Origin of the sequence: Amycolatopsis panacis (genome assembly GCF_003600245.1) — a bacterium.
Taxonomy (GTDB): domain Bacteria; phylum Actinomycetota; class Actinomycetes; order Mycobacteriales; family Pseudonocardiaceae; genus Amycolatopsis; species Amycolatopsis sulphurea.
Genome location: NZ_QZFV01000142.1, coordinates 60,185 through 84,134 on the forward strand (window position 1 = coordinate 60,185; position 23,950 = coordinate 84,134).

20 protein-coding genes and 2 pseudogenes are annotated in these 23,950 nt (G+C 68.9%); 13 read left to right on the plus strand and 9 right to left on the minus strand.

Going from position 1 to position 23,950, the window contains the following annotated elements; all coding sequences use genetic code 11:
* The first annotated feature begins 9 nt into the window (after positions 1 to 9).
* Positions 10 to 390, plus strand: coding sequence for a hypothetical protein (locus D5S19_RS29620; protein WP_120026644.1), 381 nt, complete (start codon positions 10 to 12; stop codon positions 388 to 390).
* Positions 391 to 411: 21 nt separating this feature from the next.
* On the opposite strand, the gene D5S19_RS29625 is transcribed toward D5S19_RS29620, so the two are convergent.
* A complete protein-coding gene (locus tag D5S19_RS29625) occupies positions 412 to 1,242 on the minus strand; it encodes a poly(ethylene terephthalate) hydrolase family protein (RefSeq protein WP_120026645.1) in 831 nt (276 codons plus the stop codon).
* Between the two features lie 218 nt (positions 1,243 to 1,460).
* On the opposite strand from D5S19_RS29625, the gene glmS reads away from it, so the two are divergent.
* Entirely contained in the window at positions 1,461 to 3,323 is a 1,863-nt protein-coding gene (glmS, locus tag D5S19_RS29630; protein ID WP_120026646.1) for a glutamine--fructose-6-phosphate transaminase (isomerizing), read from the plus strand.
* Between the two features lie 15 nt (positions 3,324 to 3,338).
* Entirely contained in the window at positions 3,339 to 4,781 is a 1,443-nt protein-coding gene (locus D5S19_RS29635) for an NAD(P)H-hydrate dehydratase (RefSeq protein ID WP_120026647.1), read from the plus strand.
* 3 nt (positions 4,782 to 4,784) lie between these two features.
* On the opposite strand, the gene D5S19_RS29640 is transcribed toward D5S19_RS29635, so the two are convergent.
* Complete coding sequence (locus tag D5S19_RS29640) at positions 4,785 to 6,305, minus strand: MFS transporter (protein WP_120026648.1); 1,521 nt, start codon at positions 6,303 to 6,305, stop codon at positions 4,785 to 4,787.
* Between the two features lie 61 nt (positions 6,306 to 6,366).
* On the opposite strand from D5S19_RS29640, the gene D5S19_RS29645 reads away from it, so the two are divergent.
* Genes D5S19_RS29645 through tsaE form a run of 7 tightly spaced genes read left to right on the plus strand, consistent with a single transcriptional unit; the run spans position 6,367 to position 13,066 of the window.
* Entirely contained in the window at positions 6,367 to 6,984 is a 618-nt protein-coding gene (locus tag D5S19_RS29645; RefSeq protein ID WP_120026649.1) for a TetR/AcrR family transcriptional regulator C-terminal domain-containing protein, read from the plus strand.
* Between the two features lie 51 nt (positions 6,985 to 7,035).
* Positions 7,036 to 7,839, plus strand: a complete 804-nt coding sequence (locus D5S19_RS29650; RefSeq protein ID WP_120026650.1) for a DeoR/GlpR family DNA-binding transcription regulator — start codon at positions 7,036 to 7,038, stop codon at positions 7,837 to 7,839.
* On the plus strand, positions 7,829 to 9,268 hold the full coding sequence (xylB, locus tag D5S19_RS29655) for a xylulokinase (protein ID WP_120026651.1): 1,440 nt from the start codon (positions 7,829 to 7,831) through the stop codon (positions 9,266 to 9,268). Before D5S19_RS29650 ends, xylB begins: the two co-directional genes overlap by 11 nt.
* Before the next feature lie 3 nt (positions 9,269 to 9,271).
* On the plus strand, positions 9,272 to 10,372 hold the full coding sequence (locus D5S19_RS29660) for an ABC transporter ATP-binding protein (RefSeq protein ID WP_120026652.1): 1,101 nt from the start codon (positions 9,272 to 9,274) through the stop codon (positions 10,370 to 10,372).
* A gap of 29 nt (positions 10,373 to 10,401) precedes the next feature.
* Positions 10,402 to 11,520: an alanine racemase gene (gene alr, locus D5S19_RS29665; RefSeq protein ID WP_120026653.1), complete on the plus strand. Its 1,119-nt coding sequence runs from the start codon at positions 10,402 to 10,404 to the stop codon at positions 11,518 to 11,520.
* Positions 11,517 to 12,605 carry an alpha/beta fold hydrolase gene (locus D5S19_RS29670; RefSeq protein WP_199730769.1) on the plus strand — a complete coding sequence of 363 codons (1,089 nt, stop codon included), beginning with the start codon at positions 11,517 to 11,519 and terminating at the stop codon, positions 12,603 to 12,605. Before alr ends, D5S19_RS29670 begins: the two co-directional genes overlap by 4 nt.
* The gene (gene tsaE, locus D5S19_RS29675; protein WP_456061917.1) at positions 12,593 to 13,066 is read left to right on the plus strand and encodes a tRNA (adenosine(37)-N6)-threonylcarbamoyltransferase complex ATPase subunit type 1 TsaE; all 474 of its coding nucleotides are present in this window, start codon (positions 12,593 to 12,595) and stop codon (positions 13,064 to 13,066) included. Before D5S19_RS29670 ends, tsaE begins: the two co-directional genes overlap by 13 nt.
* 59 nt (positions 13,067 to 13,125) lie before the next feature.
* Here the strand turns inward: tsaE and D5S19_RS29680 are convergent, their stop codons facing one another.
* The 5 genes and pseudogenes from D5S19_RS29680 to D5S19_RS29695 all read right to left on the minus strand — a co-directional run.
* Positions 13,126 to 14,463, minus strand: coding sequence for an MFS transporter (locus D5S19_RS29680; RefSeq protein WP_456061918.1), 1,338 nt, complete (start codon positions 14,461 to 14,463; stop codon positions 13,126 to 13,128).
* Between the two features lie 499 nt (positions 14,464 to 14,962).
* The gene (locus D5S19_RS29685) at positions 14,963 to 16,246 is read right to left on the minus strand and encodes a carboxyl transferase domain-containing protein (RefSeq protein ID WP_120026721.1); all 1,284 of its coding nucleotides are present in this window, start codon (positions 16,244 to 16,246) and stop codon (positions 14,963 to 14,965) included.
* Between the two features lie 26 nt (positions 16,247 to 16,272).
* A complete protein-coding gene (locus D5S19_RS31835) occupies positions 16,273 to 16,887 on the minus strand; it encodes a hypothetical protein (RefSeq protein ID WP_147397531.1) in 615 nt (204 codons plus the stop codon).
* Between the two features lie 172 nt (positions 16,888 to 17,059).
* Positions 17,060 to 18,478, minus strand: a complete 1,419-nt coding sequence (locus D5S19_RS29690) for an acyl-CoA synthetase (RefSeq protein ID WP_120026722.1) — start codon at positions 18,476 to 18,478, stop codon at positions 17,060 to 17,062.
* A gap of 93 nt (positions 18,479 to 18,571) precedes the next feature.
* A pseudogene (locus tag D5S19_RS29695) lies at positions 18,572 to 18,787 on the minus strand (ESX secretion-associated protein EspG); the annotation flags it as partial.
* A gap of 282 nt (positions 18,788 to 19,069) precedes the next feature.
* Here D5S19_RS29695 and tsaB point away from each other — a divergent pair.
* From tsaB to tsaD, 3 genes are read left to right on the plus strand one after another with little or no spacing between them, the layout of a single operon-like run.
* The gene (gene tsaB / locus D5S19_RS29700; RefSeq protein WP_120026724.1) at positions 19,070 to 19,735 is read left to right on the plus strand and encodes a tRNA (adenosine(37)-N6)-threonylcarbamoyltransferase complex dimerization subunit type 1 TsaB; all 666 of its coding nucleotides are present in this window, start codon (positions 19,070 to 19,072) and stop codon (positions 19,733 to 19,735) included.
* Positions 19,732 to 20,211: a ribosomal protein S18-alanine N-acetyltransferase gene (gene rimI, locus D5S19_RS29705; RefSeq protein WP_120026656.1), complete on the plus strand. Its 480-nt coding sequence runs from the start codon at positions 19,732 to 19,734 to the stop codon at positions 20,209 to 20,211. Before tsaB ends, rimI begins: the two co-directional genes overlap by 4 nt.
* Positions 20,211 to 21,257, plus strand: a complete 1,047-nt coding sequence (gene tsaD, locus D5S19_RS29710) for a tRNA (adenosine(37)-N6)-threonylcarbamoyltransferase complex transferase subunit TsaD (RefSeq protein ID WP_120026657.1) — start codon at positions 20,211 to 20,213, stop codon at positions 21,255 to 21,257. The genes rimI and tsaD overlap by 1 nt, the downstream gene beginning before the upstream one ends.
* 219 nt (positions 21,258 to 21,476) lie before the next feature.
* On the opposite strand, the pseudogene D5S19_RS29720 reads toward tsaD, so the two are convergent.
* Positions 21,477 to 21,899 (minus strand): annotated as a pseudogene (locus tag D5S19_RS29720) (UDP-N-acetylglucosamine 2-epimerase); the annotation flags it as partial.
* An 80-nt stretch (positions 21,900 to 21,979) separates the two neighbouring features.
* Complete coding sequence (locus D5S19_RS29725; RefSeq protein ID WP_120026659.1) at positions 21,980 to 23,908, minus strand: peptidoglycan recognition protein family protein; 1,929 nt, start codon at positions 23,906 to 23,908, stop codon at positions 21,980 to 21,982.
* Between the last annotated feature and the right edge of the window lie 42 nt (positions 23,909 to 23,950).

The window sequence follows — 23,950 nt, forward strand, 5'->3', positions numbered from 1 at the left end:
GGCAGTCCGATGCGTACTGAAGACGCGCTGGCGGCGATGCGGGCGAAGCTGGCTTCGCTGGAGGCGGAGAGCACCGCCCGGTCCGGGCTGCTCGACCGCAGCCGCGCCGAGGCGATGGCGGAGAGCAAGGAGAAGCTGGACAAGCAGGCTCGGGTCCAGGGCGAAGTGTTCGTGCGCCTGCAGGAGCGCAGCCGCCGGGCCAAGGCCGCGGGCGGCTGGGCGACCGAGTCCACCGTGGGGGAAAGGCCGAGCGGTGAGATGGAGTTCGGCTTCGACGACGAGGACTCCGCACACAGCAACTCGCCGGGCAGCCATGCGCGTCATGCCACTCAGCCGGCCAAGCAGCACGATGACGAGGACTACGAGGACAAGGACTGGCTCGCGACCTGACCGGTCACGTGGTGAGCCCGCTCAGGCGGCCGGTTCCTCCGGCAGCTCGATGGCCGCCCGCTTCACGTCCGCGTCCAGCAGGGGCAGGTACTTGTCCGTGCCGGTCAGGTGAGTCAGGAAGAACGCGGTGAACAGGGCGCGGGTCAGCTGCTGAGTGCCGCGCTGAGGTTTGCCCTGCAGGAGCAGCTGGCTCCAGTGCCGGCCTTCGGTCACCGCCAGGTGCGAGGACTTCCCGAGGGCGCGCAGCTGGACCGGGCCTGCCCAGTTGCGGGCGATCGCCTCGGCGTGGCCGACCGGGGGGGCCACCAGGTCGTCCTCCACGGCAAGGTGGAGGCCGGGCACGGTGACCACCTTCGCGGACTCACTGGCCGGCGGGAACGTCTGCGCGGCGGCCACGGTCGCGACGGCGCGGACGCGTGGTTTGCCGTCGTCGCCCGCGGCGGCCGACTGGGCGGCGGCCAGCACGGCCGCGCCACCACCGGTGGAGTGGCCGGCGAGGCCGAGCTTGTCCGGGTCGACGCTGATCCCGTCCGGGCCGAGCCGGATGGTGGTGATCACGTCCAGAGTGGTGAGCAGGTCGCCGGCCAGCAGCCGGTGCGAGGGCAGCGGCCCGGTCTGCGTCGCGGGCGCCGCGGCGACCACGCCCCAGCTGGCCAGGTGGTGCAGCAGCCGGCGGTAGCGGGTGGGCGGCTGCAGCCAGCCGTGCCCGAACGCGAGCGCGGGCAGTCCCAGCCCGCGGCTCGGGGTGAACACGACCCCGGGCAACCCGACCAGTGCGAGGTTGCCGCGCAGGACCTCGTGGGGACCCGGGTGGGACAGCTCCGTGAGCAGCTGCTTGGGCTTGCTGGCCATGCGCGTGACCTTACTGCCCGCATCCGGCCGGGGCCCGCCCGCCGCACGTGCCCCGTCAGCCTGGTTGCCGCGACCCCGGTCCGCCGGGGTGACGAGATTCCGGCCACACTCGTGCAACCGCACGCGCATGACCGATATCTACGCAGGTCAGGGCCGGTACTCCGGGTGGGTTAGGGACCGGAGTGGGGGACTGGACAGGTCTGGTTAGGCTGGTCCGCGTGTGCGGAATCGTGGGATACGTCGGACATCGGCCGGCGCTGGACGTCGTCCTCGGTGGTCTGCGGCGAATGGAGTACCGGGGCTACGACTCGGCGGGCGTGGCGGTGCTGGACGGCGTCGGCGCGCTGAACGTCGAGCGCAAGGCGGGCCGCCTGGCGAATCTGGAGGCCCGCCTCGACGAGGTGGGCCGGGACGGATTCGAGGGCACCGCGGGCATGGGCCACACCAGGTGGGCCACCCACGGGGCGCCGGTCGACCGCAACTCCCACCCGCATCGCGACACGAGCAACCGGGTCGCCGTGGTGCACAACGGCATCATCGAGAACTTCGCCGCGCTGCGTACCGAGCTGGAAGCCGCCGGTGTCGAGCTGGCCAGCGACACCGACACCGAGACCGCTGCCCACCTGGTCGCCCGCGCCTACACCGAGGGCGAGACCAAGGGCGACCTGCCGGCCAGCGTCGCGGCCGTGTGCCGTCGGCTGGAAGGTGCGTTCACGCTGGTCGTCACGTGTGCCGACCAGCCGGACACGATCGTCGCGGCCCGCCGGTCCTCGCCGCTGGTGGTCGGGGTCGGCGAGGGCGAGCACTTCGTCGCCTCGGACGTCGCGGCCTTCATCGAGCACACCCGTGAGGCGGTCGAGCTGGGCCAGGACCAGCTCGTGGTGATCACCCGGGACGGGTACCGGGTCACCGACTTCCACGGCGAAGCCGCACAGGCCAAGCCGTTCACCGTGGACTGGGACCTCTCGGCCGCCGAGAAGGGCGGCCACGAGTACTTCATGCTCAAGGAGATCGAGGAGCAGCCCGAGGCACTGGCGAACACGCTGCGCGGGCACTTCGAGGCCGGCCGGATCATCCTCGACGAGCAGCGCATCTCCGATCAGGATCTGCGCGACGTGGACAAGGTGTTCGTGGTCGCCTGCGGTTCGGCCTACCACTCGGGCCTGGTCGCGAAGTACGCTATCGAGCACTGGTGCCGCCTGCCCGTCGAGGTGGAGCTGGCCTCGGAGTTCCGGTACCGCGACCCGGTGCTCGACCGGGACACGCTCGTGGTCGCCGTGTCCCAGTCCGGCGAGACCGCGGACACGCTGGAAGCCGTGCGGCACGCGCGGGAGCAGAAGGCCCGCGTGCTGGCCGTCTGCAACACCAACGGCGCGCAGATCCCGCGTGAGTCGGACGCGGTGCTCTACACGCATGCCGGTCCGGAGATCGGCGTCGCCTCCACGAAGGCGTTCCTCGCGCAGATCGCGGCCAACTACCTGGTCGGTCTCGCCCTGGCGCAGGCCCGCGGCACGAAGTACCCGGACGAGGTCGCCCGCGAGTTCGCCGAGCTGGAGGCCATGCCCGCCGCGGTGCGGAAGGTGCTCTCCACTGTGGAGCAGACGCGGGACCTGGGGCGGCGCATCGCGGATTCGCGGGCGGTGCTGTTCCTCGGCCGGCACGTCGGGTTCCCGGTGGCGCTCGAAGGGGCGTTGAAGCTCAAGGAACTCGCGTACATGCACGCGGAGGGCTTCGCGGCGGGCGAGCTGAAGCACGGTCCGATCGCGCTGATCGAAGAGGGCCTGCCGGTGGTCGTGGTGATGCCGTCGCCGAAGGGCCGGGCGGTGCTGCACTCGAAGCTGGTGTCGAACATCAGCGAGATCCAGGCCCGAGGCGCGCGCACGATCGTGATCGCCGAGGAAGGCGACCGGACCGTGCGCCCGTTCGCGGACGAGCTGATCGAGGTGCCCGCCGTGCCGACGCTGTTGCAGCCGCTGGTGTCCACGGTTCCGCTGCAGGTGCTGGCCGCGGAGATCGCCCGCTCGCGCGGGTACGACGTCGACAAGCCGCGTAACCTGGCGAAGTCCGTCACCGTCGAATAGCGGGAGGCCGCCGCCGTGCAGGGAATCTGGACCACCGCACGGATCCGGGCGGCCGAGGACCGGCTGCTGGCGGTGACGCCGGACGGCGAGCTGATGCGCCGGGCGGCGTTCGGCCTGGCCACGCAGGTGGCCGCGGTCCTGGCCGAGGGCACCGGCGGGGTGTCCGGGCGGCGGGCCGTGCTGCTCGTCGGGTCCGGCAACAACGGCGGCGACGCGTTGTGGGCGGGCGCCTTCCTGCGTCGGCGTGGGGTCGCGGTCACCGCGGTGCTGCTGGACCCGGCGAAGGCACACACGGCGGGATTGGCCGCGCTGCGCCGTTCCGGCGGCCGGTCAGTGTCTGCTGTGGACGGTCCACAGTGGATTTCCAGGGCCGATGTCGTGGTCGACGGGATCGTCGGTATTTCCGCGCGCGGCCCGTTGCGTCCGGAGGCTGCGCGGCTGGCCGGGCTGGTGGCAGCGCCGGTGGTCGCGGTGGATCTGCCCAGCGGCGTCGATCCGGACACCGGTGCCGCCGACGGCCCGCATGTCACGGCGACGCGCACGGTCACCTTCGGTGCGCTCAAGCCGGTGCACGCGCTGGCGCCGCAGGAGTGCGGTGTGGTCGTGCTGGTGGACATCGGCCTGCGGCCTTCGCTCGGCGAGCCGGATCTGTACCGGCTGGAGCCGGCGGACATCGCCGCCGTGTGGCCGGTGCCCGGTCCGGGGGACGACAAGTACAGCCAGGGCGTGGTCGGCATCGCGGCCGGTTCGGCGACCTACCCGGGCGCCGCTGTGCTCGCCTCGGGTTCCGCGGTGCGGGCGACGGCGGGCATGGTGCGTTACGCCGGGCATGCCGCGGACGTGGTCCGGGCACGCTGGCCGGAGATCGTCGCGACCGGTTCGGTCACTGACGCGGGCCGGGTGCAGGCGTGGGTGGTCGGCCCCGGCATCGGCACGGGCGCGGAAGGCCGCGAGGTCCTGCGGCACATCCTCGGCCAAGGCGTGCCCGTGTGCGCGGATGCCGATGCGACCACGATCATCGCGCACACGCCCGAAGTACTCGACGCGCGCGACCCGGACACGCCGTTGGTGCTGACCCCTCACGCGGGTGAGTACGAGCGGCTGATGGGCCGTCGCCCGGGTGCGGACCGGGTGGCCGCCGCCCGCGAAGCAGCCGCGAAGTACGACGCGGTGGTGCTGCTCAAGGGACATTGCACGGTGGTCGCCGCGCCGGACGGCCGGGTCGCGGTGAACCAGCCACACGGTTCGTGGCTGGCCACCGCAGGTTCCGGCGATGTGCTGACCGGCCTGGTGGGCTCGCTGCTCGCGGCCGGTCTCGACCCGTGGCTCGCCGCCGCAGCCGCCGCCCAGGTGCATTCCCTGGCCGGCGCCCTCGCCGCCGAAGACGTACCGACGTCAGCCTCGGGGTTGGTCGACGCGATTCCTGCCGCACTCCGCTTGATCCGCGCCGTCGCGTGATCGCTACGAAGCGGCGGACGCCAGTTCCGGTTCCGGTGCCGCGTGGCGCTTCGTGCGCACCAGAAGGACCACCAGCAAGGCGAGTCCGGTGATGGCGGCGGCGACCAGATTCGTCAGCTGCATGGCGTCCAGGAACGCTGGGCCGGCGGCGGTCACCGCAACCGGATCGCCCGTGGACAGCGCCGCACTCAGGGACTTCGTGGCCGTCTGCCGGACGGCCTCGGGGGCGGCCGCGAGGTGGTCGGTCATCGTGGAGCCGTAGCTCGACCACAGGACCGACCCCAGCACCGCGACCCCGAGCGCGCCGCCGAGCTGGCGCAGCGTGTTCAGCAGCGCGGACCCGGCGCCGGAGCGTTCGGCAGGCACCGTGGACGTCGCCAGGGTGGTGGCCGGTGTCAGCACCGTCGCGAAGCCGAGCTGGAGCACCCCGCTGTCCACCATGAACCACGCGATGCTGGTGTCTTTGCCGAGGGTCATGGCGGCGAGGAAGGCCGCGGTCATGAGCGCGAGCCCGCCCGCCATGGTCGCGCGGGCGCCGATCCTGGTCGCGGCCCAGCGCGACAGCGGGGCGCCGATCATCGAGCCGAGCGTCGGCGGAAGCAGGACCAGACCTGCTTTCAATGGCGAAAAACCGAGCTCTGTCTGCAGGTAGAACACGGTGTAGTACAGGTAGCCGAACACGACGAGCGTGACGATCGTCAGTGCCACCGTCGCCATCGTGAACGAGCCGTTCCGGAACAGCTGCACGTCGACCAGCGGCTCGCGATGCCGGACCTCCGCGAGCAGCAAACCTGCCAGGACGAGGATTCCGGCGGCGATCGGCAGCCAGGTACCCGGCGCGCCCCAGCCGCCACTGTTGACGTGCACCACGCCGAGCACCAGCAGGCAGATCCCGGCCAGCGACCCGAGCACCGGCATCATCCGCAGCTTTCCGGTGCCACTGCCGGGAATTCCCGGTACCCAGCGCAGTGCCGCGACGAGACCGGCCACGGCGAATACGGCAATGAGCTCGAGCACCGAACCCCACCACAGGCCCGAGCTGAGTATGGCTCCGGCGAGGACCGGGCCGAATGAGGCGCCCGCTCCGGAGGCCGCGGCCCAGGTGGCGATGGCGCGGGGACGTTTTTCGGCGGGGAAGGCCCGCATGATGATCGCGAGGCTCGTCGGCATGATCATCGCCGCGGCAATCCCGGAAAGCCCGCGCAGCACGATGATCGCCGTCGGGGAGCCGACGAAACCGGTGGCCGCCGACGTGAGCGCGAAGGCGATCAGCCCCCAGATCAGCAGCCGTTTCAGCCCGAACCGGTCACCCGCGGTTCCCGCGACGAGCAGGAATCCGGCGAAGGTGAGCGTGTAGGCGTTCAGGATCCACTGTTGTTCGGTGGTGCTCGCGCCGAGGCTTGCCTGGATGGTCGGCAGCGCGACGTTGAGGATCGTGGTCCCCATCAGGACCACCACCACGGCGAGGATGACCGCGGCGAGCGTCCGGCCGGGCCGGGTCGCGGGTTGTGCTCCGGTCTGCATGATCCCGGGCCCTTCTCTATCAGTGACTAAGTAAGAGGTTATTGTCAGGTATACTTGGGCGGTGACCAAGAGGCAACCGATCAAGGTGGGGATCACACTCGATCAGGTGATCGAGGCAGCCTTCGCGGTGCTTGACCGTGGTGGCCTGGAAAAGCTGTCCACCAGGGCCATTGCTGCGGATCTCGGGGTCAGCATGAACACGGTGATGTGGCACATCCGCACCAAATCGCGGCTGATGGACCTGCTGGCCGAGGCGATCTTCGCCGAGATGAGCCTGGACGATCTGCCGAGTGGCTGGGACGCCCGGACCGTCGAGCTGCACCAGCGGCTGCGCAGCGCGATGCTCGGACACCGAGACGGCGCCCGGGTCGTCGCCGGCACCTTCGTCCTCGGGCCGCGGACGCTCGGCTTCAGTGAGCACGTGGTGACCGCGCTGCTGAAGGGGTGTCCCACTCGCCGGACCGCGATCTGGACGAGCTGGAGCCTGTTCTATTTCACCCTCGGTCTCGTCCAGGAGGAGCAGGCCGCCGCGGGGGCCGACCTGCCGGAGCGCGTGCCGGAGGAGTTTCCGGTGCTCAGTTCGATGGTGGACGAGTTCCACTCCGCCGAGTTCGACGCCCGCTTCCGCTTCGGTCTCGAGCAGATCCTCCGGTCGGCGGAGGTGCTCGAAGCGCCGTGAGTTATCGAATTATGCGTTAACTCTTGGTGCAATATCTGGTAAGAGTGAGGCGTGTCCAAGACTCGCTCGTCCGATGCCTCGGTCGAGCAGCGTCGTCGGGAGATCCTCGACCACGTCATCGAGGCGGGCGAGGTGCGGATCGACGACCTCGCCGCGCGGTTCCGGGTGAGTCTCATGACGATGCACCGCGACCTCGACGACCTCGCCGAGCGGCGGCTGTTGCGGAAGCTGCGCGGCAAGGTTGAGGCGTATCCGGCGCTCACCATGGAAACCGCGAGCCGATTCACGCTGCACCAGGGCGAGCGAGAGGCGCTCGCCGGCGCCGCGATCCGGCAGGTCGAGCCCGGCCAGACGGTCTTCGTGGACGACTCCACCACGCTGTTTCCGTTGGTGGAGCGGCTTTCCGGGGTCGAGGGCCTGACCGTGGTCACCAATTCCCTGCAGGCCGCCCGGCTGCTCGGCGAAGGCGTCGAAATCGTGGTCGCCGGTGGGCGCTATCACCCTGAGTACGACTCCTGCTCCGGTCCCGATGTGCTCGCGTTGCTGGAGCGCACTCGCGCGGACATAGCGTTCGTCTCGGTGAGCGCAGTCGCGGTCGGTCGGCTCTTTCACCCCGTACGCGACTATGCCGAGCTGAAGAAGGCCGTACTGCGCTTCGCGAACCGCAACGTGCTCGTGATCGACCACGCGAAGTTCGGTCGCACTGCCACGTACGCGCACGGCACGGTCGCCGATTACGACTTGCTGATCACCAGCGATGCCACACCGACCGAAGAGATCGAGGCCGCGCTCAACGCGGGTACGGCCGTCGAGATGGTGGAACACGTCGAGGAAGGGCAGCCCTATGACAGCTGAGCTGGTGGCCGGGGTCGATTCGTCGACCCAGTCGACGAAGGTGGTGGTCTGTGACGCGCGCACCGGCGAAGTCGTGCGTACCGGTCGCGCACCGCACCCGGAGGGCACGGAGGTGGACCCGGCCGCCTGGTGGCAGGCGTTCGGCGAAGCCACCGGCGGCGTGCTGGAGGGCGTGTCGGCCATCGGCATCGGCGGCCAGCAGCACGGCATGGTCACTGTCGACGAAGCCGGTGAGGTCGTGCGCCCCGCGTTGCTGTGGAACGACACCCGTTCCGCTCAGGCAGCGAAGGACCTCACGGAGGAGCTGGGTGGCCCCAGCGTGTGGGCGAAGTCGGTCGGTTCGGTGCCCGTCGCAAGCTTCACCGTCACCAAGCTGCGTTGGCTCGCGGAGCACGAGCCGAAGCTTGCTGATCGCGTCGCGCGCGTACTGCTGCCGCACGATTGGCTCACCTGGCGGCTGCTCGACCGTCCCGAGACCGCGGTGACCGATCGAGGCGACGCGTCCGGCACGGGGTACTTCTCGCCCTTGGAGAACGCTTACCGGCACGACGTGCTGGCGCACGCCTTCGGCGGCCGTACGCCGGAGCTGCCTACCGTGCTCGGCCCGTCGGACGTTGCTGGGCATACTTCCGACGGCATGCTGGTCTCCGCGGGTACGGGAGACAACATGGCGGCTGCCCTGGCCTTGGAACTGGCACCGGGCGACGCCGTAATCTCCCTTGGTACCAGTGGCACCGTTTTCGGCGTCACGGAGCACGGTTCCGCCGACGCGAGCGGATTGGTCGCCGGATTCGCCGACGCCACCGGCCGGTTTCTCCCGCTGACTGCAGCGCTTAACGCTGCCCGTGTACTGACTGCCGGTGCTGCGATGCTGGGCGTAGGACTGTCGGAGTTCGACCGTCTCGCGCTGTCCGCCGAAGCGGGCGCAGGCGGGCTGACGTTGCTGCCGTACTTGGACGGCGAGCGCACTCCGAACCTCCCTGACGCCACGGGCTCGTTGCACGGCCTTACGCGGACGAACATGTCACCGGAGAACGTCGCGCGCGCTTCGGTGGAAGGCATGCTGTGCGGGCTTGCAGCCGGGTTGGACGCCGTACGCGCGCAAGGCATGGACGTACGGCGCGTACAGCTCATCGGTGGCGGCGCGCAGTCCGCTGCGGTGCGCGCGGTCGCGCCGATCGTGCTCGGTGTGCCTGTAGTCATCCCGGAAGCCGGTGAGTACGTCGCACTCGGTGCCGCGCGTCAGGCCGCCTGGGCGCTCGCCGGCACTGCCGAACCGCCGGCGTGGCTGGGCGAAGGATCGGAAAGCCGGCTTGAGCTGGACGAGCCGGTCGAGGGGCAGCGCTTCGTGGGCAAGGAAATCCAGCGTCGCCACCTTGAAGCGCGCCAGGCCGCGCACAGGGTCCCCGTGAAGTTCGGAGAGGACTGACTGATGGCCACTATCACCTACGACAAGGCGACTCGGCGGTACTCCGGCACCGAGCGCCCCGCCGTCGATGCGCTGAACCTGGAAATCGCCGACGGCGAGTTCCTGGTGCTGGTCGGCCCGTCCGGCTCCGGGAAGTCCACCGCGCTGCGCATGCTCGCCGGTCTCGAGGACATCGACGAAGGCGCGGTGTGGATCGGCGATCGCGATGTCACGCAGCTGCCGCCGCGTTCGCGCGACATCGCCATGGTGTTTCAGAACTACGCGCTGTACCCGCACATGACCGTGGCGCAGAACATGGGCTTCGCGCTGAAGATCGCCGGCCGTCCGGCGTCGGAGATCAAGCAGAAGGTGCTCGACGCCGCGAAGCTGCTGGACATCGAGCAGTACCTCGACCGTAAGCCGAAGGCGCTCTCCGGCGGTCAACGTCAGCGGGTCGCGATGGGCCGTGCGATCGTCCGTGAACCGCAGGTGTTCCTCATGGACGAGCCGCTGTCCAATCTCGACGCGAAGCTGCGCGTCTCGACGCGTACGCAGATTGCCGCGCTACAGCGTCGGCTCGCCGTCACCACCGTGTACGTGACGCACGACCAGGTGGAAGCCATGACGATGGGAGACCGCGTCGCTGTGCTGTCGGACGGTCTGTTGCAGCAGTGCGACACTCCGCGCGCGTTGTACGACAAGCCGGCGAACGTCTTCGTGGCAGGCTTCATCGGGTCCCCGGCGATGAACCTCGTCACCGCGAAGCTCACTGCCGAAGGCGCCGAAGTCGGTGATGCGAGCGTCCCGCTTACCCCGGAGGTGCGTGCTGCGGCAGACGGTAACGCGGTCACGCTCGGTTTCCGCCCGGAGTCGCTGGAGGTGACCACCGACGCCGAGGGGACTTTGCCGATCAAGGTCGAGCTGGTCGAGGAACTCGGCTCGGACGCGTACGTCTACGGCAGGCTCACCGCCGCTGGCGAAGCCACCGCGGAAGGCTCGTCACGCAACGTGGTCGCGCGCGTCGACCCGCGTACCCCACCCACCATCGGCGACACCCTGCACCTGCGGATCCGTCCGGACGAGCTGCACGTGTTCTCCGGCACCTCCGGGCAGCGCCTGCCCTGATCCTCCGCCGTGGGAAACTGGTGGTCGTTATGACTGCCAGTTCCCCACGGGCCGAGGCCGTGATCGACCTCGACGCTGTGCGACACAACGTTTCCCTGCTGACCTCGCGTGCCTCCGGTGCGGCGGTGATGGCCGTGGTCAAGGCCGACGCGTACGGGCACGGCGCGGTGCCGGTCGCCCGCGCTGCGGTCGAGGCCGGCGCGACCTGGCTGGGTACGTGCTCTCTCGCCGAGGCGTTGGCCCTGCGAGCAGCAGGGCTGACCACGCGGCTGTTCAGCTGGCTCGACGTGCCCGAAGTGGACTTCGCGGCGGGCATCGAGGCAGACGTCGACCTAGGTGCCAGCTCGCTTGCCGAACTGCGACGGATCGCCGACGCCGCCAGCCGTGCCGGCAAACGGGCACGAGTGCACCTGAAGATCGACACTGGCTTGTCCCGCAACGGTTGTCCGCCCGCAGCGTGGCCCGCGCTCGTCGAGGCGGCGGCTGCGTCCCCGGAGATCGATGCCGTCGCGGTGTGGTCGCACCTTGCCTGCGCGGACGAGCCCGGCCACGCGTCGATCGACTCGCAGGCGAAGCGATTCACCGACGCGTACGACCGCGCGCGGGCAGCCGGGCTGGATCCGATCCGGCACCTGGCGAACTCCGCGGCCTTGCTCACTCGGCCCGACTTGCACTTCGACCTGGTCCGTCCGGGCATCGCCATGTACGGGCTCAACCCGGTGGACACCGCCGACGACCTGCGCCCGGTGATGACCTTCCGGTCCAGCGTGGTGCTCATCAAACGGTTGCCTGCCGGGGAGTCCGTGTCGTATGGACAGGCCTGGACCACGCCGCGCGACACCACCGTGGCGCTCGTACCCGTCGGATACGCAGACGGCGTGCCACGCTCGTTGTCGGGCCGCATGGACGTGTGGGTCGGCGGCCGTCGTCGTCCCGTCGTCGGGCGGGTGTGCATGGACCAGCTGGTGGTCGACTGCGGCGACGATGCGCCGGCCGTGGGGGACGAGGTCGTGCTGTTCGGCGCGGGGGACGCGGGGGAGCCGACCGCGCGCGAGTGGGCGGACAAGCTCGGCACCATCGACTACGAGATCGTCACATCGATGTACCGGCCTCGGGTTCAGCGACGCTACGTGGGGGAGCGGTTGTGAAGCCTTCAGCACGGTTGTGGGCAGTCATCGGCGGCGTGGGTGCTTTGGCCACCGGCGCGGCAGCCGCGGTCGTGGCCGCGCAACAGCGGAAGCCGAGCGAGGACTCGCCCCCCGTAGAGCCGTTGGGAGAGTTGAAGCCGGACCGGACGTCGACTGTCGCCGCTGAGGACGGCACGCCGCTTTCGGTGGAGGAAATCGATCCTTCGGACGGCGAGAAGCCGGAGCTGACCCTTGTCGGCGTACACGGCTTCGCGCTGTCTCGCCGTTCGTGGCACTTCCAGCGCCGCGACGTCGCTTCGCTGCGGTTGCCTCGCGTACGGCAGGTCTACTACGACCATCGCAGCCACGGTCAGTCCGGCAAAGCTTCCCCCGAGACGTCGACCATCGAACAGCTTGCGCACGATCTCGACAGCGTGCTGCGCGCGTTGGTACCTGAGGGGCCGATAGTCTTCCTGGGACACTCCATGGGCGGCATGGTGATCATGGAACTCGCGGCGCAGCGTCCGGAGCTGTTCGAGGAACGCGTATGCGGCGTCGCGTTCATCGCCACCGCAGCCGGCGAAGTCGGCGCACGCGGGTTGCCACGTTCGTTGCTGTCGAAGTACAACCCGCTCACTCGCGGCGTCGGTGAGCTGGCGGGTTGGCAGCCAGGGCTCGTGGAATTCGTACGCGCCGCTGGTGGACAGCTCACCCGGCAGGCGACGCGTCGGCTCGCCTTCGGCAGCCGCGACGTATCACCACGGCTGGTCGACTTCATGCTGGAAATGCTCGGGGTGACGTCGGTACGCGGGCTGCTGAACTTCGTCGACACACTCGGCAGTCACAACCGCTATGCCGCGCTAGCCGGCCTGAAACACGCGCAGGTACTCGTGATCGGCGGCGACTCGGACCGCTTCACGCCCTTCTCGCACGCCGAACGAATCGCAGCCGAACTGCCAGATGCCGAGCTGGTGCGCGTACGCGGCGCCGGCCACATGGTGCTGCTCGAACAACCCGAGCTGGTGAACAGCCATCTCATAGACCTACTGCAACGCTGTGGTGGCAGCGCGGCCCCGAACCGGCGGAACTGGTGGTGGACAAGGTGATCCTGGAGACCCCCGAGGACACGATGGCGTTCGGACGCGCGCTGGGCGCGACGCTGCGCGCAGGCGACCTCGTGTTGCTGGCCGGTCCCTTGGGCGCAGGAAAGACCACGCTCACCCGCGGTATCGCCGACGGCATGCGCGTCGGTGGCCGAGTCAGCTCGCCCACCTTCGTACTGGCACGCGTACACGCCGCCGGCCCGAGCGGCGTCCCGCTCATCCACGTGGACGCCTACCGCCTCGGCGGCGACCTGACCCAGCTGGACGACCTCGACCTGGACACCGACCTGGAAAGCTCCGCAGTGGTCGTCGAATGGGGCGAAGACAGCGCGGACCGGCTCAACGAGGACCACCTGGTCGTCCGCCTGTCCCGCCACGACGACGACACCCGCACCGCCACCCTCGAACCCCACGGCACCTGGACCGCTCGCCCACTGCCGGTGTCCCCAAGCCGAATGCTGTGAAGGGACCCTTCACGGACTCAGAGTCCGTGAAGGGTCCCTTCACAGCTCTTATACGGCGTTCAGCGACCGGCGGCCAGCTCGCGGGCCTCTTCCACGGTGGCGGGAGCGGGCGGCGAACCGGGCAGCGGCTTGTTCGCGGGCTCCTTGAGCTTCAGCAACGTGATCACGCCGACCACTCCGGCCACGATCAGGTAGTACCCCGGCCAGTTCAGGTCGCCGGTGGCCAGCACCAACGCGCTCATCACCAGCGAAACGGTACCGGCGAACGCGGACACGAAGATGTTGAACGAGATCGAGAGGCTGCCGTAGCGGACCTCGGTCGGAAACAGCGCGGGCAGGGTGGACGGGCCGGTCGCGGAGAAGCAGATCAGCAGCAGGCCCATCAGGACCAGCCCGATCAGCACCGCGATCACCGAACCGCTCTTGAGTAGCAGCACCATCGGGATACCCAGCACGACCAGGCCTCCGGCGCCGACCCAGAGGATCGGCTTGCGGCCGATCTTGTCGCTGAGCCTGCCCAGCAGCGGAATGATGAACACAGCTGCCCACAACACTGCGATCTGCAGCCATTCCGAAGCGGTGGAGGAGATGGCGTGCCCGCCGTGCGCCTCCATCGTGTCCGAGTCCTTGAGATAGGTCGGCAAGTAGGCGGTGAGCATGTAGTTGGTGACGTTCCAGGTGACCACCAGGCCACCGGCCAGCAGCATGGCGGGCCAGTACTTCGCGAAGATGTCCCGCAGTACATGCTTGGCCGCGGCGCCCTCGCGCGCGCCGGATTCTTCGAGCAGATGCTGGAACGCGGGCGTCTCTTCGAGCTTCGTCCGCAGGTAGACGCCGGTGATACCGAGCGGAAGCGCGATCATGAACGGGATCCGCCAGCCCCACGAGTCCATGAAAGCCGGGGTGGAGATCAGCGGCAGCACCGAGGAAACCGTGGCACCGAGCGCATATCCGACAAAGGTGCCGAATTCCAGGAAGCTGCCGAAGTACCCGCGCTTGCGGTCCGGGCTGTACTCCGCGATGAAGGTCATCGCGCCCGCGTACTCGCCGCCGGTCGAGAAGCCCTGCAGGACCCGGGCACAGACGAGCAGAATCGGCGCGGCGATGCCGATCTGGGCGTACGACGGGATCAGGCCGATCAGGAATGTCCCGGTCGCCATCAGGATCACCGTGATGGCCAGCACCTTGGTCCGGCCGATCCGGTCGCCGAGCGGGCCGAAGAACAGCCCGCCGAGCGGGCGCACCAGGAACGCGACCGCGAACGTGGCGAAGGTCGCCAGCTGGGCCAGCGCGTGGTTGTCCGGCGGGAAGAACTGGGCCTCGATGGTCGTCGCGAGGTACCCGTAGACCCCGAAGTCGAACCACTCGGTGATGTTCCCGACGGCCGCCGCACCCACGGCCCGGCGCATTGTCGCGGGATCGGTGACCGTGAATTCTCCCGATGAACCTTGCGCCGTCCCCCCGGCCTCAGCTGCCTGTGCCACAGTGCTCCCTTCCTGCCGGGGTCGGATTCCCGGCTGCGGGCTCCCTCCCGACCGGTCTGTCCGGCAGAGCCCCATGATCGATACCCAGTAAGGGCGACCCGGCAGCATAACGTGATGTGTCTCACTCGATCGGGTTGAGCAGGGCCGGTAACACCGCTCCCGTTTCAGGCGGTGTACCAAGTGCAACACCGAATAGCAGGACCAATCGGCAAGCGCCGGGCGGCCCCGTGCGGATCACCCGGATCCGATCGCGGAAGCCGGCGCGTTGCACCCAGTGAGGAGGAGCCGTAATGACGGCAGTATTCGTGGCCATTGCCAGCTGTGCGACCGCGGGAGTCGCGGTGGCTTCCGGACTCGTCGCGTACGCCCAGCGCAACTGGAAGGTCCGCGCCGAGGCCTGAGGGACCTTTCGTCAGGGCCGCACAATGCCTCGGGCGAGCCCCAGGTCGACCAGGTCCTGGGGCCGTACCCGAAGTCTTTCCGTCACTTCCGGGACGTCCCGAAGCGGGCGCTTCAGAATGGCGGCAGCCGCTTCCGGGGACGTCACCGAGAAATAGGCGTCCGGTGCCATCCAGGTCGCTTCCGGAGCGGCGAATGCCAATGCCCCGCCGGAACCGCCCTCGCCGATCACCAAGGTCGTGACCGGCACGGTGGCGGTGGCCATCGCTTCGAACAGTTCCGCGATCGCCGGGCCGACACCGGCCTGCTCGGCGTCCGCGTCGTTCGCCGCGCCGGGAGTGTCCACCAGCGTCAGCACCGGGATGCCGAGCCGGGATGCGGTACGCACCATACGCGCCGCGGTCCTGAAGCCGGCCGGGCGCGTCGCTGTGCCGCACTGCGCGGCGTACGCGATCGTGCGTCCATCCCGCCAGCCGAAGCCGCACAGCACCCCTGAGTCGACGTTGCCCGCGCGGTCGCCTTGGACGTTCTCTCTCCAGTCGAAGTATGCGTCGAGGTATTCCGCGGCGCGTGGCCGCGAAGAGGCGCGCGCGGCCTGTATGGCTTCCCAACCCGTTTCAGGCAAGGAAACCTCACGCAACGCGGTAGGCGGCGGTGCGGGTTCGGCCGTTGGCGAGGAGAGCAAACGCAACCAGCGCGCGAGCACCTCCGCAAGCTCATCCTGCTCGACGAGGCGGTCGACTTGTCCCCACTCGAACTTCGCTTCGGCGGTATACGCCTCCGAAGGCGACGTTGCCGGCCGTACGCGCGAGCCTGCGAAACCCACCTGTGCAAAAGGCAACCCGAGTACGACGTCGGAACCTGCGCCGAGCGTCGCCCAGCCACCTCCGGTCGTCGGGTCACGCAACACGGAGATCTGCGCGACACCCTCCGCCCGCGCCGCCGCCGACGCCCGGGCGATCCGCTGGAGCTGCGAAAGCGCGCGCATCCCGTGCTGCATCCGGCTGCCACCGGTCGCGATCAAGGACACGACCGGCAGTTTTCTTTCCCTCGCATGGCTGAACGCAGCTTCGATCCGGTCACCCGTGCGCTGCCCCAGCGAACCCCCGAGAAAGCCGAACTCCCAAGCGATCACCACAGCCGGCACGTCATCGATGCGCGCCTCACCGACTACGACCGATTCGGTCTCCCCGGTACGTTCGGCTGCGGCTGCGTGCGTCTGCCGGTACTCCGGCCAGCCGATCGGATTATCCGGGTCCCCACTGTCGACAGGTAACTCGGTGAATGACGACGTCATCCCCGTGATCAGCGCACGTGCAGTGGTCACGCGAGTGCCTGCTTCATCTTCTCGCCCATCTCGATAACGCGGGCATGTTCGTTCGCGACTACCTGCGCCGGCGGGCGACCTGAGCACGCCCGCCAGCGGCACCGCCCGTGGATCGGTTTGTCCGCCCAGTCGGCGCTGCCCCGCCGGTGTTGTCCGGCTGGTGTTGCGCAGCTGATACTGCCTGGCCGACGCTTTCGGGCTGGCGTTGTGCGTTCGGTGTCGCCTGGTTGATGTTGTCCGGCTGGCGTTGTGCAGCTGGCGTCGCCTGGTCGATGCCGTCCACCAGGCATCATCGAGCCGACGTCGTCCGGTTCACTGTCTCCCGGTTCGCTATCGCCCGGTTTACCGTCGTCCGTTGGCAACTCGGTATCACCCGTCGGCAGTTCGGTGAATGCCGTCATCATCTCGATGATCAGCGCACGTGCCGTGCTCACCGGAGTGCTCACTTCAGGTTCTGCGCCCATGGTGGTCTTGCCGGTGCGCTTGGTTGCGGTTGCATACGTCCGCGGGTAACCCGGCCGATGGATCGGATGGTTCGGTTCGCGACAGTCGGTCGGTAGTTCCGTGAATGCTGTCGCCATCTCGATGGTCAGGACACGTGTGCCGGTCACCGGAATGCTCGCTTCACGTTTTGCCCATATCGGTTCCGCCGGTGCGTTCGGTCGGGGCGGTGTGCGTCTGTGGGTGGCCCCGTCGGTGAATCGGGCAGTCCAGTTCGCTGTTCGCCCGTTGGCAGTTCGGTACATGCCGCCGCCATCCCGATGATCAGCTCACCTGCCGTCCTCACCCGAGTGCTCGCTTCATGATCTTGCCCATGTCGTTGCGGGGCAACGCATCCAGATACCGCACGACGCGCGGCCGCTTGTGCGGGGCGAGCAGCTTCGCCACGTGGTCGGCCACCTCGCCGGCATCCGGCCGGTACCCGGCGGGCACCACCCAGGCCACGATCCGTTCGCCGAGATCGTCGTCCGGCTCACCGGTCACCGCCGCCTCGGCGACGCCAGGATGTTCCAGCAGCGCGTTCTCGATTTCCCCGGCCCCGATCTTGTAACCGCCGCTCTTGATCAGGTCGGTGGCCTTGCGGCCGACGATCCGTACGTATCCGTCGTCGTCGCGGGTGGCCATGTCGCCGGTGCGGAACCAGCCGTTGTCCAGCGCGGCCACCGTCGCGTCCGGCCGGTTCAGGTACTCGGTGAACAGGTTCGGCCCGCGGACCTGGATCTCGCCGACCTCGTCCCGGCCGTCGATCTCCGCACCGGACTCGTCCACCAGCCGCAGGTCCACCCCGGCCAGCGGGACACCGACCGAACCGGGCTTGCGCTCCCCGTCGGCTCGCACGCTGGTGTTCATCAGCGTCTCGGTCATCCCGTACCGCTCGATCACCTGCTGGCCCGTCGCCGCGGTGATCCGCTGGTGGTCGTGCACCGGCAGCGCGGCCGACCCGGACACCAGCAGCCGCGCTCGCCGCAACGCCGCGGTCAGCTCCTCGTCGGTGGCCACGGATTCGGCAATCCGGTGGTACATCGTCGGCACACCGAACAACATCGTGGCACCGGTGGACAGCTCCCTCGTCACGCCTTCGAGTGAGAACCGTCCGAGGTGACGTACCGAACCGCCGCGGCGGAGCGGTCCGAGGATGCCGAGGATCAGCCCGTGCACGTGGAACAGCGGCAGCCCGTGCACGAGCACGTCCTCAGCGCTCCACTGCCAGGCGCTCTCCAGCGCGTCGAGCGTGGTCGAGATCGCCCGGCGGGGGAGCACCACGCCCTTGGGCGGGCCGGTGGTGCCGGAGGTGTAGACGATCAGCGCCGGGGTCTCCGCGTCCGGCTCGGCGGGTGGCGCCCCGGCGCCTTCGAGGGGAATGTCGCGGCGCGGCAGCCCTGCGAGCCCGTCCGGCAGCTCGGCGCCGGGCTCGGCGAGGATTTGCGCGGGGCTGCTGTCGGCCAGAATGTGCGCGAGCTCGCGTTCGCCGATCTTCGGGTTGAGCGGCACCACCGGAATCCCGGCAAGCAATGCCGCGACCACCGCCACGCTGGTGTGCAGGGTCGGGGTGGCCCACACCGCGACCCTGCCCGCGGGCAGCTCGGCGGCCAGCGCGCCGGCGGCGGCGCCGAGCCCGGCGTAGGTCAGCGACCGGTCCCCGAACCGGAGCGCTTCCTTCCCGGAACCGGCGTGGATCGCGGGGAACAGCGGATCGGGCACTTCGGGGACCTCCTGCGTCGGCGGCACCTGGCATCGCACCGTACCGCGGCCGGACCATGCGCACCTGCGATGCGATTCACACGTCGGAATGGGTCAGTGGAGGTTGTGCAGGAGTGCGTGTAGCTGCGTGATCATTGTTTGGGGGCGGGCTGGTGCGACGTTGATGTAGCGGTTGTGGCCGGGTTCTTTGCTGAAGGTGAACAGGTAACGGCCGTGGTGGGTGTCGTAGTAGGTGCAGGTGTTGTGGCTGCTCGTCCTGCGGCGGCCGAGTCGGTCGCGGGTGGTCGCGGTGATCTGGCCGGCGCCGGTGCGAGCAGCAGCAGGCTGGCTGGAGCGGTGTGGGAGGTGGTTTTCATCACGAGTTCGTCATTGCCTGTCTCCGCCGGCTGGTCGTTAATAGCGTTATTTCACCTATGTGCTGGCCTGAAATTCCGCGATTTTCGGGGGTGGTGATTCCGCAGTCCGATCGCTCCAGTACGGAGCATGGGGTTCGTCACGGGAGGCATCATCGCCTGCCCGGGGCGGGTGGTGGTGGCGCGGCCGGCTGCCCGCTCCGGGTACGGGCCGGTCGCAGGGCTACCCTGGGAAATCGTGCTGGTACTGGCGATCGACACGGCGACCCCGGCGGTGACGGCGGGGATTGCCGTGGTGGACGGGTCCGGGGTCATCGTCCGGGCGGAGCGGGTGACGGTTGACGCGCGGGCGCACGGGGAGCTCATCACGCCGCATGCGCTGGCGGCGGCCGAGCAGGCGGGTGTAACGCTGCGCGAGCTGGACGCAATCGTTTGCGGTGTGGGGCCGGGGCCCTTTACGGGGTTGCGGGCGGGGATGGCCACGGCGGGTGCGTACGGACATGCGCTCGGCATTCCGGTGTACCCGGTGTGCAGCCTCGATGCGATAGCAGCGGAAGTCGTACGCACAGACAAGCCCTTCCTCGTGGTTACCGACGCGCGTCGTCGCGAGGTCTACTGGGCGGCGTACGACGCAGAGGGTGCGCGCGTTGATGGACCGCACGTACAGCGGCCTGCCGAGTTGAAGACGGACATCCGGGTCGCAGCGGGGGACGGGGCGCTCACGTACGCGGACGCAGTCGGTGTAGTGCCGATCGAGCCGCGGTTTCCGTCGCCGGCGGGGCTTGTACGTACCGCGCGTGACGAACTGCTTGCGCGTACGGAGCCGAAGCCGCTCACGCCGTTGTACTTGCGTCGGCCGGACGCTGTGGAGCCCGCAGGACGCAAGCGGGTGACTGCACCATGAAGCTGGGGAAGCTGCGTCGTACTGACGTCGCGAAGTGCGTGGAGATCGAGAAGCTCCTTTTCCCCGGTGACGACCCGTGGAGCAGCCGGGCGTTCCACTCGGAACTCGATCAGGGCCACTACTACCTCGCCGCGCGTTCGGACGACGAAGAGTTCCTCGGCTACGCGGGGCTGGCGGTGGTCGGCCGTCGTGGTGAGTACGAGGCGGAGGTGCACACCATCGGCGTCGTCCCCGAAGCGCAGGGGCACGGTGTCGGCAAGGCGTTGCTACGCGCGCTGCTGGCGCGCGCCGACGATTTGGCGGCGCCGGTGTTCCTTGAGGTGCGTACCGACAACGACACCGCTGTAGGCCTGTACGAGGCACACGGCTTTAAGAAGCTCGGCATCCGGAAGCGTTATTACCAGCCGTCCGGAGCCGACGCGTACACAATGGCCCGCCCCGCGCAGGCCCCGGCACGAGACGAGGTGGCCCCCTGATGTCCCGCGTCATCATGGGCATCGAGAGCTCCTGTGACGAGACTGGCGTCGGTCTCGTCCGGTTGCACGACGACGGTGCGGTGGAGCTGCTCGCGGACGAGGTCGCTTCCAGCGTCGACCAGCATGCGCGCTTTGGCGGCGTAGTCCCGGAAGTGGCCAGCCGTGCGCATTTGGAAGCGATGGTGCCGACGGCGGAGCGGGCGTTCGCCGCTGCCGGGCTCAAGCTGTCCAATGTGGATGCTATCGCGGTCACTGCAGGCCCCGGACTCGCCGGCGCGCTGCTTGTCGGTGTCTCGGCGGCGAAGGCGTACGCCGCGGCGCTCGATGTGCCGCTGTACGGCGTGAACCACCTCGCCGGCCACATCGCAGTCGACACCCTGCAACACGGCCCGCTGCCTTCGCCGGTGCTCGCGCTGCTGGTTTCCGGGGGGCACACCCAGCTGCTGCGGGTGGACGACATCGCGTCCCGCATCACCGAACTTGGATCCACTGTGGATGATGCGGCCGGCGAGGCCTACGACAAGGTGGCCCGGGTGCTGGACCTGCCGTATCCCGGCGGACCGCCGATCGACAAGGCGGCCAAGCGGGGCAACGGTTCAGCGATCGCGTTCCCCCGCGGGATGACCGGTCCGCGCGACGCGAAGTTCGACTTCTCCTTCTCTGGTTTGAAAACGGCGGTCGCGCGCTGGGTCGAAAACGCAGAGCGCGCGGGCAACGGGATTCCGGTCGACGATGTGGCAGCTTCCTTCCAGGAAGCTGTCGCGGACGTGCTCACCGCGAAGGCGATCCGTGCCGCACGCGAACAGGGAATCGGCACGTTGGTGATATCCGGTGGCGTCGCCGCGAATTCGCGACTGTCCGAGCTGGCTGCCGAACGTTGTGCCGAAGCCGGTATCGAACTGCGCGTACCCCGGCCTCGCCTGTGTACGGACAACGGCGCGATGATCGCGGCTCTAGGCGCCCACGTGGTGGCTGCGGGCCGCTCAGCGGCCCCGTTGAGCTTCTCCGCCAACCCCGGCCTTCCGGTGCAGACTGTGTCCCTCTGACGGCTTAACTGGTGGCGGTCTGCAAGTCTGCCGCCGAAGCTGGGTATGCGAGCCCTTGCAGCGCTTCGATGGCCACGGCCGACCGTACGGCTGCATTGCCGTCGCCGTACGGATTGGCTGCAGGTGCTGCACGGAGGTCGCCGGACAGCACGTGGCCCGCGGCTGTGACTATCAGGTCCACGTCGGTGCCCACGAGCCAGGCGCAGCCCGCTGTCACGGCCTCTGGGCGTTCTGCCGGGTGCCTTCTTCGGGAAACGGTGACGCCAGGTCGTGCGTACGCAGCCCGGCTTCCAGATGCACCACCTGGATGCCGAGCCAGAACGTGGTGAGCGCGCCGGCCAGCGCCGTGGCGGTATCGCCCTGTACGACGACCGCGCTCGGCGCGTACCGCCGCAACGCCTCGTCGAGCGCGGGCAGCATGCCGGAGATCAGCTCCGCCTGCGTGCCGGACCTCCGCGGCGGGACCTCCAGCCAGCCGTCCACGGCACGGTCGAACGGTGCCAGAGCTTGCTCGACCATGCCCGGGTGCTGGCCACTGTGCACGAATAACGGTCGCAACCCGGGACGCGTGTCCAGCGCCTGGGCCAGCGTGGCCAGTTTGACCGCTTCCGGCCGGGTACCGGCCAGCAACATCACGTCCACCACTTTCACCTCTTCGAGTGTCCCCGAAGAACCGTCGCCATGCAGATACTGCAATGCGGCGTGAAAGAGGGGCTGAAGCCTCAGGCCGCTGGCTGCAGCTGTACGTCGTCCAGCTTGACGTACTCGACGCGATGGCCGAATTGGATCTCCACGTACTTCGTCTTGCCGCGTACGACGACGTGCTTCGCGGGATCAAAGGTCGTCGCCGAGAAGTACTCGGAGTCGACGACGCTGCCCACTGCGTACTTCTGGCCCGCCGCGAGTGTGTACGGCATTGGCGCGAGTTCCTGTACGGGTACGTTCGCCGGGTACGCGGACGCTTCCGGGTACGCGCGACCGTAGACCGGGACGCTTACGTGACCGGGCTTCGGGGTCGCCACCAAACCGCGTGCGGGCACAGCGACCGGGGCGTTGCGCGGGTTGTGGAACCAGCCCTTTTGCCCGAGATACCAGATCGCCGTCCAGTCGCCCTGCGTCCCTGCGACCGCGTACCGCTGCCCGGTCGCCACTCGACTGCCGACGTCAGAGACGTCCATTGTGGACGGGTTGGTGCCGTGTAGTCCGGTGTCCTTCAGCAGCGGCGCGGAGCCGGCGGGATCGGTATGCAGCACAACTGCTTCGGAATTCATGACGGGGCAAGGATTTCCGGAGCCGTTCTGGTCGCAGCCGGTGAAGGTGATCCGGTTGTGCTCGAACGATGGAGCAATGGTGACCAGCCCCGAGCCCGGTCGCGCGGTGGGGCGCAGCGGAGCGCCGAGCAGATCGAAATAGTGCGACCAGTCCCAGTAGGGACCCGGGTCCCAGTGCATGCCGGCAATGGTCGACGGCGTGGTGCCAGGCACATTGTCGTGCCCGATGATGTGCGCGCGGTCGAGCGGGATCCCGTAACGGTGCGCGAGGTAGCCGACGAGCTTGGCCGAGGACCGGTACATCGCTTCGGTGTACCAAGTGCCCTTCGCGCCGAAGCCTTCGTATTCGATCCCGATGGACTTCGAGTTCACATACCAGTTGCCCGCGTGCCAGCCGACGTCCTTCGTCGGCACATGCTGCGCGATCAGGCCGTCCGACGAGCGCACGGTGTAGTGCCACGCCAGGTAGCTGGGTTTCTGCGCGAGCTTGAGCGCGGTGTCCCAGGTGGTCTCGGTGTCGTGGATGACGATGTAGTCGATCTTCTGGCTCTGTGGGCGGTTCGCGACGTCGTGGTTGCCGTAACCCCCTTCGGGGAGTTCCTGGTACGGCGCGGGCACTGATTCGCACGCCACGGTCTTCGGGCATTCCGCCGCTGTCGGCGCGTCTGGGCGAAGGCCGAGCCGCGTAACCTGCGTACGGTCAGGCGTGACGCCTGGGGCTGCTGCGAGCGTGAGAGTCTGACCGTCATTCGTCGTGCGGGACTGGCCCTTGCTGATGGTGTCGAAGACCTCGTCTGCGAACGTACGGGCCGCTGTCGTGTCCTCAGCGCCGCTGTAGCGCGCGACGGCGCCGTACCAGTCCTTCGCGGCCGAGCTGTGTACGCCGAGCTGCTGTTGGTAGTCCGCGAGCAGTGCGGCGCCACCTCGGATGTTCTCCGCCGCGTCCGTACGGAGCTTCGCTGCGTCGGTGTGCAACAGCGCGGCAGCTTCGCCCACAGTCTGCAGGCTGGGCGGGGGAGCGGCGGGCTTCACGGCGAAGGCGGCTGGGTGCAGCGCCGGGCGGGCGTCGTCTCCTCGGGGATCTTCGCCGCTGTCGAATTCGCTGCCGACTCCGCCGGCCTCGCGCAGGTCGGTGAGGTGCATGGGCCCGTATCCCGCTGACGTACTCGGTGAGCCCGCGTGGTCGTCCCAGCGGGATTCCAGGTAGGACACCCCGAGCAGGACGTCGAGCGGAACACCGAACTCCGCGGCCGCGTCGGTGAACTCACGCTGCCGGGGAGACTCGGCGGCCTGAGCGGGCACGGCCAGGCCGGCCGCGAGCACGACGGCGGCTCCTGCCGCGGCCAGCCGCCGGAGAAGCCGGGAAACCGGACGGGCCATGGCGGAAACCCCCAGGGTCGGATGCCGTTCGGGAGGAATCCA